This window comes from Streptomyces sp. NPDC059456 (genome assembly GCF_042750055.1).
Classification (GTDB): Bacteria; Actinomycetota; Actinomycetes; order Streptomycetales; family Streptomycetaceae; genus Streptomyces.
This window is the reverse complement of the sequence record NZ_JBHYVA010000229.1, coordinates 1-11,513: the sequence shown is the minus strand read 5'-3', so window position 1 is coordinate 11,513 and position 11,513 is coordinate 1. Positions and strand designations below refer to the sequence as shown.

General features: G+C 71.6%; 10 protein-coding genes and 1 pseudogene. 8 read left to right on the top strand and 3 right to left on the bottom strand.

The window, feature by feature from the left end:
* Positions 1-104: 104 nt before the first annotated feature.
* Positions 105-752 (bottom strand): annotated as a pseudogene (locus ACFXA3_RS20820) (potassium channel family protein); the annotation flags it as partial.
* Between the two features lie 67 nt (positions 753-819).
* Here ACFXA3_RS20820 and ACFXA3_RS20815 point away from each other — a divergent pair.
* Positions 820-1,380, top strand: coding sequence for an HIT family protein (locus ACFXA3_RS20815; protein ID WP_385188721.1), 561 nt, complete (start codon positions 820-822; stop codon positions 1,378-1,380).
* A 49-nt stretch (positions 1,381-1,429) separates the two neighbouring features.
* Here the strand turns inward: ACFXA3_RS20815 and ACFXA3_RS20810 are convergent, their stop codons facing one another.
* Together ACFXA3_RS20810 and ACFXA3_RS20805 are read right to left on the bottom strand one after the other, a co-directional pair.
* Positions 1,430-3,097 carry a hypothetical protein gene (locus ACFXA3_RS20810; protein ID WP_385188719.1) on the bottom strand — a complete coding sequence of 556 codons (1,668 nt, stop codon included), beginning with the start codon at positions 3,095-3,097 and terminating at the stop codon, positions 1,430-1,432.
* A 138-nt stretch (positions 3,098-3,235) separates the two neighbouring features.
* A complete protein-coding gene (locus ACFXA3_RS20805; protein WP_385188717.1) occupies positions 3,236-5,431 on the bottom strand; it encodes an elongation factor G-like protein EF-G2 in 2,196 nt (731 codons plus the stop codon).
* 242 nt (positions 5,432-5,673) lie between these two features.
* Between ACFXA3_RS20805 and pgsA the strand changes: the two genes are divergently transcribed.
* The 7 genes from pgsA to ACFXA3_RS20770 all read left to right on the top strand — a co-directional run bounded on the left by pgsA (position 5,674) and on the right by ACFXA3_RS20770 (position 11,474).
* On the top strand, positions 5,674-6,339 hold the full coding sequence (gene pgsA, locus ACFXA3_RS20800; RefSeq protein WP_385188715.1) for a phosphatidylinositol phosphate synthase: 666 nt from the start codon (positions 5,674-5,676) through the stop codon (positions 6,337-6,339).
* Positions 6,339-7,244, top strand: coding sequence for a phosphatidylinositol mannoside acyltransferase (locus ACFXA3_RS20795; protein ID WP_385188713.1), 906 nt, complete (start codon positions 6,339-6,341; stop codon positions 7,242-7,244). Before pgsA ends, ACFXA3_RS20795 begins: the two co-directional genes overlap by 1 nt.
* Positions 7,241-8,410 (top strand): glycosyltransferase family 4 protein, encoded by a 1,170-nt coding sequence (locus ACFXA3_RS20790; protein ID WP_385188711.1) that lies wholly within the window; start codon positions 7,241-7,243, stop codon positions 8,408-8,410. The genes ACFXA3_RS20795 and ACFXA3_RS20790 overlap by 4 nt, the downstream gene beginning before the upstream one ends.
* A 70-nt stretch (positions 8,411-8,480) precedes the next feature.
* Positions 8,481-9,020 (top strand): hypothetical protein, encoded by a 540-nt coding sequence (locus tag ACFXA3_RS20785; protein ID WP_385188709.1) that lies wholly within the window; start codon positions 8,481-8,483, stop codon positions 9,018-9,020.
* Between the two features lie 129 nt (positions 9,021-9,149).
* A complete protein-coding gene (gene pdxS / locus ACFXA3_RS20780) occupies positions 9,150-10,067 on the top strand; it encodes a pyridoxal 5'-phosphate synthase lyase subunit PdxS (protein WP_385188708.1) in 918 nt (305 codons plus the stop codon).
* A 6-nt stretch (positions 10,068-10,073) separates the two neighbouring features.
* Positions 10,074-10,664, top strand: coding sequence for a pyridoxal 5'-phosphate synthase glutaminase subunit PdxT (gene pdxT / locus ACFXA3_RS20775; RefSeq protein WP_054224198.1), 591 nt, complete (start codon positions 10,074-10,076; stop codon positions 10,662-10,664).
* A gap of 57 nt (positions 10,665-10,721) precedes the next feature.
* Positions 10,722-11,474: a YebC/PmpR family DNA-binding transcriptional regulator gene (locus ACFXA3_RS20770; protein ID WP_054224197.1), complete on the top strand. Its 753-nt coding sequence runs from the start codon at positions 10,722-10,724 to the stop codon at positions 11,472-11,474.
* Positions 11,475-11,513 lie beyond the last annotated feature (39 nt).

Genomic DNA, 11,513 nt, shown 5'->3' with positions numbered 1-11,513 from the left:
CCGGCCCCCCGCGCCACTGTGGGGCCCGCGCCGCCGCCGCGTGACCCGGGGCCTGCGGGGGCGGGGGGCGCCCCGTGGGGTGCGCCCCCCCCCCGGGCCCCCCCCTCCTCGTCGTCCCGGCGGAAGATCTGGATCAGCCAGGACGAGAAGGAACCCGTGACCGCCCCCAGCAGACCCAGGCCGAACATCATCAGGGCGGTCGCGATCAGCCGCCCCGACGCGGTCACGGGGGCCACGTCGCCGTAGCCGACCGTCGTCAGCGTCTGGACCACGCACCACAGCGAGTCCCCGAACGTCTGGATCGGGGAGTGCGGGTCCCGCCGCTCGGAGTCGTAGAGGCCCAGCGAGCCGGAGAAGCCGAGCAGCAGCGACGAGAGCCCGGCGTACGTGATCACGCGCGGGTACAGGCTGCGGTGCGGGCGGTCCCGCCTCTTGGCCATGACCGCGTCGTGGACCTTGACCATGCGCAGCGCCCGCAGCGTCGGCAGGATGACGATCACGGTGTCCAGCCAGTGGCGGCGGATGAACCGCAGCGGCCGCTGGCGGCTCAGCGCCAGGCGCACCACGTAGTCCACGACGAAGCAGAGCCAGGTCAGCACGACGGTGATCGCGGCGACGTCGCGCCACAGGGAGTGGTCGGGGGCGAGCACGCGGACCGCGTACCCGGCGAGGAACACGAGCGAGAGGTAGAAGAGCGGGATCTCGGTACGGCGCTCCCAGGCGACGTCAGGGGTCTCGGCTTCAACGTGCATGGGCCCAGCATCGCGGCCGGAGTGCCGGTCTTCGCCCCGGCGACACGCCCTCCGGGGGCAAGGTCATATGCTGCTTCCCATGACGACTGAGCCGGAGCAGCAGATCGGTGTGGGCACGCAGGACGCGTTCCAGCGTCTGTGGACGCCCCACCGGATGGCGTACATCCAGGGGGAGAACAAGCCGACCGGTCCGGAGGCCGGGGACGGCTGTCCCTTCTGCGGGATCCCGGAGATGACCGACCAGGACGGCCTGGTCGTGGCCCGGGGCCGGCACGTGTACGCCGTGCTGAACCTGTACCCGTACAACGGCGGCCACCTGATGGTGGTCCCGTACCGGCACGTCGCCGACTACACGGACCTCGACGAAGCCGAGACCGCCGAGCTGGCCGACCTCACGAAGCGGGCCATGGTCGCGCTGCGCAAGGCGTCGGGGGCGCACGGCTTCAACATCGGCATGAACCAGGGCGCGGCCGCGGGGGCCGGCATCGCGGCGCACCTGCACCAGCACATCGTGCCCCGCTGGGGCGGGGACACGAACTTCATGCCGGTCGTCGGCCACACGAAGGTACTGCCCCAACTGCTCGCGGACACGCGCCAGATGCTCGCCGACGCCTGGCCGAACGACTGACACGCGCAAGGAGCTCCCGGGGCCGCGCGCCGGCCCCGGGAGCCGCCGTCTAGGCGTCGTACGCGTCCGCCTTGCGCGGGGCGGCGTCCTGGACGAGCCCGCTGACGATCGACGAGCGGTTGTTGAACCGTTCGACGTCGGCGCCGTTCTCCTCCAGGACCCGCAGTGCCGCCGCGTGCACCGCCCGCAGGACCGGGGTCGCGGCGCGCAGGGCGTCGTCGGCCATGAAGCGGTGGCGCCAGGGCTGGCCCGCCCAGACGTGGCGCAGGCCGAAGGGCTCGGGCAGGACCAGCTTGCCGCCGAAGAACTCGAGGATCGGCGGGAACCAGGTCAGCGGGGCGCGGACGGAGAGACGGACCACTTCCTGGGCGTCCACCAGGGGCAGGGGCCGCTCGACGGTCTCCCAGAACCGGATGGACTTCGGCACCTCGACCTTGGGCGCCGCCGACTTGCTGGTGAACAGGCCGTGGACCGGTCCGAGCGCGTGGCCGGTCACCTCGACGCGCAGGGTCTTGTAGAGCACCGTCACCGTCACCAGCATGGTGATCACCAACTGGCCGTCCCAGAGCGGGTACTGGATGCCGAGGTAGTGCCGGTTGCCGCCGCTGAACTGCTGTTCGTTGCAGATGCGGGTGATCTCGTGCGGCTTGACGAGGAAGGTGTCCACGTCCGCGCCGGTCGGGCGGGCCACCTCCGCGGCGCCCTCGCCGACCGGTGTGACGATCCAGTGCTGGATCGAGGCGGGCGGCAGGCCGCCGGTGTGCAGCGGGCCGCGCTCCAGCTTGCGCAGTTCGGTGTCGACGGCCCGTATCACGTCCCAGCTGCGGAACGGGTGGATCTCCATGCCCTCGGTCCTGGGCGCGAGCTCCTCGGCCATCTGCCAGCTGCCCCAGCGGGTGCCCATGCCGAGGATGCCCTTGGGTCCGGCGTAGAAGACGGAGTTGCTGCGGTCCTCGGCCGTCAGCTTGGCGAGCGAGTGCCGCAGGTCCTCGCGGGCCTTCTCGTCGGGGTTGCCGGGCACCGCCTCGGGGATCTTGGCGCCGATGCCGCTGCCCGCCAGCAGCCCGTCCCAGCGGGAGCGCAGGTCCTCGGCGGTGGCCTCGCAGATCCGGCGGGCGACGAGCCAGCCCACGGCCGGGACGATGATCATGCCGCGTAGGTAGAGGCCGAAGAAGCCGGTGAACGGCAGCCGGAACATGAGGACGGCCGCGACGACGGCGACGCCGACCAGGAGCAGGGTGCCCAGCCAGGACGAGCGCTTGCCCTCGCCCTTGGCCAGCGTCTTGCGGAGCTGGAAGAGCCCCAGCCACAGCAGCAGGCCCGGCAGGAAGAGCACGCCGGCGACGAGCATGATCAGGCGCAGCTTGCGGTCGCGCTCCTTGCGGATGCGGGAGGCGGCCAGGCAGTGCTCCACGACGGTCTGCGGGTCGAGACCGAAGGACTGGATGAGCGGCTTGCGGCCGGCGCCGAGGGTGCGGGCCTCGACGGCGCGGCAGAACGCCTCACCCAGGTTGGGCTCGAACAGCGAGATCTTCGGGGGCTTCACCGTCGACTTGTGGTACTCGTTGTCGGCCTTGAGTATTTCCGACAGCTTGGTGTCGTTTCCGCCGTCCCGGTACGCGGCCGAGGCGAGGGCGTTGGTCGCCGCGGTCTGCCCGCCGGCCCCCTGGAGGGGAACCTGCGCCCCGGGCCTGAAGTCGAATCCGTCGTCCGCCACCGTTGCCCCCATCACTGTGCGTCGTGCTCGTTTGCCGCGCAGATGAGCCTATCGGCGTATCTCTTCCCATGGTCATGGGACAGGGAAATGCCGCCCACCGCAAGCGGCTTGGGTGGGCGGCTCCTGGCGCCGTGTCAGTCAGGTTCCCTTCTCGGCCTGTTCCCGCACCTTTTCGGCGATCTGGGGCGGCATGGGTTCGTGGCGGGCGTAGGCCCGGGTGAACCGGCCCGTGCCGTGCGAGACCGAGCGCAGTTCGACGGCGTACCGGCCGATTTCGATCTCGGGGATCTCGGCGCGGACCTGTGTGCGGCCGGGGCCCGCCTGTTCGGTGCCGACGACGCGGCCGCGGCGGCCCGCGAGATCGCTCATGACGGGGCCGACGTACTCGTCGGGGACGAGGACGGCGAGCTCGGCGACCGGTTCGAGGAGGTGGATGCGGGCTTCGGCAGCGGCTTCGCGCAGGGCGAGCGCGCCGGCCGTCTGGAAGGCGGCGTCGGAGGAGTCCACCGAGTGCGCCTTGCCGTCGACGAGGGTGATGCGCACGTCGACCAGGGGATATCCGGCCGCGACCCCGCGGGCCGCCTGGGCGCGTACGCCCTTCTCGACGGACGGGATGAACTGGCGGGGCACGGCGCCGCCGACGACCTTGTCGACGAACTCGATGCCGGCGCCCGGCGGGAGCGGTTCCACCTCGATCTCGCAGATGGCGAACTGGCCGTGTCCGCCGGACTGTTTGACGTGGCGGCCGCGGCCCGCGGCCGCGGAGCCGAAGGTCTCGCGCAGGCTCACCTTGTGCGGGACGGGGTCGACCCGGACCCCGTAGCGGGTGCGCAGCCGTTCGAGGGCGACGTCCTGGTGGGCCTCGCCGAGGCACCACAGGACGACCTGGTGGGTGTGCGGGTTCTGCTCCAGCCGCATCGTGGGGTCCTCGGCGACGAGCCGGGCCAGGCCCTGGGAGAGCTTGTCCTCGTCGGCCTTGCTGTGGGCCTCGATCGCGAGGGGGAGCAGCGGGTCGGGCATCGGCCAGGGCTCCATGAGCAGGGGCCGGTCCTTGGCCGAGAGGGTGTCGCCGGTCTCGGCGCGGGTGAGCTTGGCCACGCAGGCGAGGTCGCCGGCGATGACCTGGGTGAGGGTGCGCTGCTGTTTGCCGAAGGGGGAGGTGAGGGTGCCGATCCGTTCGTCGACGTCATGGTCCTCGTGTCCGCGGTCGGCCAGTCCGTGACCGCTGACGTGCACGGTCTCCTCGGGGCGCAGGGTGCCGGAGAAGACGCGGACGAGGGAGACCCGGCCGACGTAAGGGTCGGAGGAGGTCTTGACGACCTCGGCGACGAGGGGCCCGTCGGGGTCGCAGGTGACGGCCGGGCGGTCCGCGCCGTCCGGGGCGGTGACGGGGACGGCGGTGCGCTCCAGGGGGGTGGGGAAACCGCCGGTGACCAGTTCCAGGAGCTCGACGGTGCCGAGGCCCTGGCGGGCGCCGTCGGCGGCGGGGGCGGCCATCAGGACGGGGTGGAAGGTGCCGCGGGCCACGGCGCGCTCCAGGTCGTCGACGAGGGTCTTGACGTCGATGTCCTCGCCGCCGAGGTAGCGGTCCATGAGGCTCTCGTCCTCGCTCTCCGCGATGATCCCCTCGATGAGGCGGGAGCGGGCGTCGGAGATGAGGGCGAGCTCGTCGGGTTCGGGGTCGCGCTCCACGCGCTCGCCGGAGGTGTAGTCGTACACGCGCCGGGAGAGCAGTCCGAGGAGCCCGGCGACGGGGGAGTGCCCGTCCTGGCCGGGAGGCCCGTACAGGGGCAGGTAGAGCGGGATGACGGCGTCGGGGTCCTCGGCTCCGAAGATCTCTCCGCACACGGTGGTCATCTGTGCGTAGTCGGCGCGGGCTGCCTCCAGATGGGTGACGACGATGGCGCGCGGCATGCCGACGGCGGCGCATTCGTCCCAGACCATGCGGGTGGCGCCGTCGATGCCGTCGGAGGAGGAGACGACGAAAAGGGCCGCGTCCGCGGCGCGCAGACCGGCCCTGAGTTCGCCGACGAAATCGGCGTATCCGGGGGTGTCGAGGATGTTGATCTTGATTCCGCCCCATTCGACGGGGACGAGGGACAGCTGCACGGACCGCTGCTGCCGGTGTTCGATGTCGTCGTAGTCGGAGACGGCCGTGCCGTCCTCGACCCGGCCCGCCCGGTTGACGGCACCGGCCGTCAGGGCGAGGGCCTCGACCAGGGTGGTCTTGCCGGCTCCGGTGTGGCCGACCAGCACGACGTTCCGTACGGACGACGGCCGGTCGACCGCCGGTGCCCTGCCGGCGGCTCCGGCTTGGTGTGATGTGGCTCCCATGGCGCTCGTGCCTCCCGGTGTGACGGTGAGGAGGTTGATCGGGGTCCTTCGAGCTTTGCACCGGCGTCACACTGCGTCCATACGTAGTACCCGGCGCCGTCCGGAGTGCGACGGGGGCATGGACCGGGGATTGCCTGGCGCGAACCGGTGGGTGCGCGGCATGGCGGGCCCGGGGCGCTGGCTACGATGGGCCAGCCGGTGGCCGATGGGGCCGTGCGGCACAGCGACCCTCCGGGAAGGCCATGCTGAACAAGTACGCGCGTGCATTCTTCACGCGTGTTCTCACGCCATTCGCCGCTTTTCTCCTCCGGCGGGGGGTGAGCCCGGACGCGGTCACCCTGATCGGCACGGCCGGAGTGGTGGCGGGAGCGCTGGTCTTCTTCCCCCGGGGGGAGTTCTTCTGGGGCACCATCACGATCACCCTGTTCGTGTTCTCCGACCTGGTGGACGGGAACATGGCCCGCCAGGCGGGCGTCTCCAGCCGCTGGGGCGCGTTCCTCGACTCGACGCTCGACCGGGTGGCCGACGCGGCGATCTTCGGCGGCCTCGCGCTCTGGTACGCGGGCTCCGGGAACGACAACGTGCTGTGCGCGGTCGCGATCTTCTGCCTGGCCAGCGGCCAGGTGGTCTCGTACACGAAGGCCCGCGGCGAGTCGATCGGGCTGCCGGTCGCCGTGAACGGGCTGATCGAGCGCGCCGAGCGGCTGGTGATCTCGCTGGTCGCGGCCGGCCTCTCCGGGCTGGTGATCTTCGGGGTGCCCTCGTGGATCGGGGTGCTGCTGCCGGTCGCGCTGTGGATCGTCGCGGTGGGCTCGCTGGTCACGCTGATCCAGCGGGTGGTCACCGTGCGCCGTGAGGCGGCCGAGGCCGACGCGGCCGCCGCCGTGGCCGAGGGCGGTGCCGCCTGATGGGCGCGGCGCAGGACAAGCTGGTCGACGGGCTGTACGGGCTCGGCTGGGCCGGGGTGAAGAAGCTCCCCGAGCCGGCCGCGGTGGCCCTGGGACGCCGGATGGCCGACTACACGTGGAAGAAGCGCGGCAAGAGCGTGCTGCGGCTGGAGGCCAACCTGGCCCGCGTCGTGCCGGACGCCGGGCCGGAGCGGCTGCGGGAGCTCTCCAGGGCCGGCATGCGCTCGTACATGCGCTACTGGATGGAGTCCTTCCGGCTGCCCGCGATGGACCCGGTGCGCTTCGGCACGGACGTCGAGATCAAGGACGACCACATCCTGCGCGAGGCCGTGGCCTCCGGTCGCGGTGTGATCGTCGCACTGCCGCACCTGGCCAACTGGGACCTCGCCGGCGCCTGGGTCACCGGGCACCTCGGCCTTCCGTTCACCACCGTCGCGGAGCGGCTCAAGCCGGAGTCCCTGTACGACCGCTTCGTCGCCTACCGGGAGAGCCTGGGCATGGAGGTGCTGCCGCACAACGGCCCCTCCTCCTTCGGGACCCTCGCCCGCCGGCTCCGCTCCGGCGGACTGATCTGCCTGGTCGCCGACCGCGACCTGTCGGCGTCCGGGGTCCGGGTGGACTTCTTCGGCTCGGCGGCGCGCATGCCGGCCGGGCCGGCGCTGCTGGCGCAGCAGACGGGCGCGGCGCTGCTGCCCGTCACCCTGTACTACGGCGAGAGCCCGCAGCTGCGCGGGCGGATCCACCCCGAGGTCCCCGTCCCGCGGACCGGCGACCGCACCGAGAAGACCGCCGCCATCACCCAGGCGATGGCCGACGCCTTCGCCCAGGGGATCGCCGAGCACCCGGAGGACTGGCACATGCTGCAGCGGCTGTGGCTGGACGACCTGGAGGAGCGCTCCGCGTGAAGATCGGCATTGTCTGCCCGTACTCCTGGGACGTGCCCGGCGGCGTCCAGTTCCACATCCGGGACCTCGCGGAGCACCTGATCCGCCTGGGCCACGAGGTGTCGGTGCTGGCCCCGGCGGACGACGAGACGCCGCTGCCGCCGTACGTGGTCTCGGCGGGGCGGGCGGTGCCGGTGCCGTACAACGGGTCGGTGGCCCGGCTGAACTTCGGCTTCCTGTCGGCGGCCCGGGTGCGGCGCTGGCTGCACGACGGCGTGTTCGACGTGATCCACATCCACGAGCCGGCCTCGCCCTCGCTGGGACTGCTGTCCTGCTGGGCCGCCCAGGGGCCGATCGTGGCCACGTTCCACACCTCGAACCCGCGCTCCCGGGCCATGATCGCCGCGTACCCGATCCTCCAGCCGGCCCTGGAGAAGATCAGCGCGCGGATCGCGGTGAGCGAGTACGCGCGCCGCACGCTCGTGGAGCACCTCGGCGGGGACGCCGTGGTCATCCCCAACGGAGTCGACGTCGACTTCTTCGCCAAGGCCGAGCCGAACCCCGAGTGGTCCGGGCAGACCCTCGGTTTCATCGGCCGGATCGACGAGCCCCGCAAGGGCCTGCCCGTCCTGATGGCGGCGTTCCCCAAGATCGTGGAAGCCTGCCCGGACGTACGGCTCCTCGTGGCCGGCCGCGGCGACGAGGAGGAGGCCGTGGCCTCCCTGCCCGCCGACCTGCGCGCCCGGGTCGAGTTCCTCGGCATGGTCTCCGACGAGGACAAGGCGCGGCTGCTGCGCAGCGTCGACGTGTACGTGGCCCCCAACACGGGCGGCGAGAGCTTCGGCATCATCCTCGTCGAGGCGCTCTCGGCGGGAGCGGCCGTACTGGCCTCCGACCTGGACGCCTTCGCGCAGGTCCTGGACCAGGGCGCGGCGGGCGAACTGTTCGCCAACGAGGACGCGGACGCGCTGGCCGCCGGCGCGGTGGCGCTGCTGCGCGATCCGCGGCGGCGCGAGGAACTCGGCACCCGCGGCTCCGCGCACGTGCGCCGCTTCGACTGGTCCACGGTCGGGGCGGACATCCTCGCGGTCTACGAGACGGTGACGGACGGCGCGGCGGCGGTGGCCACGGACGAACGGGTCAGCCTCCGCACCCGCCTGGGTCTCACCCGGGACCCGTCGGCCTGACCCGGCGGTCCGGCCCGGGGCGCCTCCCCGGGCCCCGGGGGGCGGGGGATCGCGGGTAGAGTCGCGGGCCGTGATCGAAACCCTTGTCTGGACCGCACTGGCGCTCGGCGTCATCGGGGTCTACCTCAGCTGGACCGCCGGACGGCTGGACCGGCTGCACTCGCGGATGGACGCCGCCCGCGCCGCCCTCGACGCGCAGCTCGTCCGCCGCGCCTCGGTGGTGCTCGAAGTGGCCACCTCCGGAGTGCTCGACCCCGCCTCCTCGATCGTCCTGTACGAGGCCGCCCACGGCGCCCGCCAGGCCGAGGAGGAGCACCGCGAGGTCGCGGAGAGCGAGCTCAGCCAGGCGCTGCGCGCGGTGTTCTCCGACGCCGCCCAGGTCGAGGCGCTCAAGGCCGCGCCCGGCGGCGAGGCGGCCGCCGAGGAGCTGGCCGCGGCCGTCCGCCGGGTGCCCATGGCGCGGCGGTTCCACAACGACGCCGTACGGGCGGCCCGTGCGCTGCGGCGGCACCGCAAGGTCCGCTGGTTCCGGCTGGCCGGCCATGCCCCGTTCCCGCTCGCCTTCGAGATGGACGACGAGCCTCCGGTGGATCTTGCCGACCGGCCCTAGTTGTACCCAATGGCCAATTCCGAAGGAGCCACCGGCTCCTCATTGGCCCTTGCGGTGGACTGGTCGGGGACGGTTTCCTCGGCGGAGTACCACCGCAGCACCCGTCTTCCTTTCGAGTGAGGTCAATCCGTGAGCACGCTTCCCTCCACCCCGCAGGCCGCCGAGTCCGCGATCGGCACCTCCCGCGTCAAGCGCGGCATGGCCGAGCAGCTCAAGGGCGGTGTGATCATGGACGTGGTCAACGCCGAGCAGGCGAAGATCGCCGAGGACGCCGGCGCCGTGGCCGTCATGGCCCTAGAGCGGGTTCCCGCCGACATCCGCAAGGACGGCGGCGTCGCGCGCATGTCGGACCCGAACATGATCGAAGAGATCATCGGCGCCGTCTCCATCCCGGTCATGGCCAAGTCCCGCATCGGCCACTTCGTCGAGGCCCAGGTCCTGCAGTCCCTCGGCGTCGACTACATCGACGAGTCCGAGGTCCTCACCCCGGCCGACGAGGTCAACCACTCCGACAAGTGGGCGTTCACCACCCCCTTCGTCTGCGGTGCCACCAACCTGGGCGAGGCCCTGCGCCGCATCGCCGAGGGCGCGGCCATGATCCGCTCCAAGGGCGAGGCCGGCACCGGCAACGTCGTCGAGGCCGTCCGCCACCTGCGCCAGATCAAGAACGAGATCGCCCGCCTGCGCGGCTACGACAACAACGAGCTGTTCGCCGCCGCCAAGGAGCTGCGCGCCCCGTACGAGCTCGTCAAGGAGGTCGCCGAGCTCGGCAAGCTCCCGGTCGTGCTGTTCTCCGCCGGTGGCGTCGCCACCCCGGCCGACGCCGCGCTGATGCGCCAGCTCGGCGCCGAGGGCGTCTTCGTCGGCTCCGGCATCTTCAAGTCGGGCGACCCGGCCAAGCGCGCCGCCGCCATCGTGAAGGCCACCACCTTCTACGACGACCCGAAGGTCATCGCGGACGCCTCCCGCAACCTGGGCGAGGCCATGGTCGGCATCAACTGCGACACGCTGCCCGAGGCCGAGCGCTACGCCAACCGCGGCTGGTAAGCACTCATGACCACACCCGTGATCGGTGTCCTGGCCCTCCAGGGCGACGTACGGGAGCACCTGATCGCCCTGGCCGCGGCGGACGCCGTGGCCAGGCCGGTCCGGCGCCCCGAGGAGCTCGCCGAGGTCGACGCCCTGGTGATCCCCGGCGGCGAGTCCACGACCATGTCGAAGCTCGCCGTCCTGTTCGGCATGCTGGAGCCGCTGCGCGAGCGCGTGAAGGCCGGCATGCCCGTGTACGGCACCTGCGCCGGCATGATCATGCTCGCCGACAAGCTGCTCGACGGCCGTGACGACCAGGAGACGCTGGGCGGCATCGACATGATCGTCCGCCGCAACGCCTTCGGCCGCCAGAACGAGTCCTTCGAAGCGAAGATCGATTTCGCCGGCATAGACGGCGGCCCGGTCGAGGGCGTCTTCATCCGCGCCCCGTGGGTCGAGTCGGTCGGCGCCTCGGCCGAGGTGCTCGCCTCGTACGACGGCCACACCGTCGCCGTCCGCCAGGGCAACGTCCTCGCCACGTCGTTCCACCCCGAGCTGACCGGCGACGACCGCGTCCACGCGTACTTCGTCGACATGGTGCGCGCGGGGCTGTAATCAGGTCCCGGTAGGATCTGGGAGGAACACTGTTGGTGACGCGAAGGAGACAGGCGGATGTCCGGCCACTCTAAATGGGCTACGACGAAGCACAAGAAGGCCGTGATCGATGCCAAGCGCGGCAAGCTCTTCGCGAAGCTGATCAAGAACATCGAGGTCGCGGCGCGCATGGGCGGCGCCGACATCGACGGCAACCCGACGCTCTTCGACGCCGTCCAGAAGGCCAAGAAGCAGTCGGTCCCGAACAAGAACATCGACTCCGCGGTCAAGCGCGGCGGCGGCCTCGAGGCCGGCGGCGCCGACTACGAGACGATCATGTACGAAGGCTACGGCCCGAACGGTGTCGCGGTGCTCATCGAGTGCCTCACCGACAACCGCAACCGTGCCGCGTCCGACGTCCGCGTCGCCATGACCCGCAACGGCGGCTCGATGGCCGACCCGGGCTCGGTCTCGTACCTGTTCAACCGCAAGGGCGTCATCCTGCTGCCCAAGGCCGAGCTGTCCGAGGACGACGTCCTCGGCGCGGTCCTGGAGGCCGGCGCCGAAGAGGTCAACGACAACGGCGACACCTGGGAGATCATCAGCGAGGCCACCGACCTCGTCGCGGTCCGCACCGCGCTCCAGGAAGCCGGCATCGACTACGACTCGGCCGACTCCAGCTTCGTCCCGACCATGCAGGTCGAGCTGGACGAGGACGGCGCGCGCAAGATCTTCAAGCTGATCGACGCGCTGGAGGACAGCGACGACGTGCAGAACGTCTTCGCCAACTTCGACGTCTCCGACGAGGTCATGGAGAAGGTCGACGCCTGATCGGGCATCAGCGGCGGGCCGACGGGGACACACCCCGTC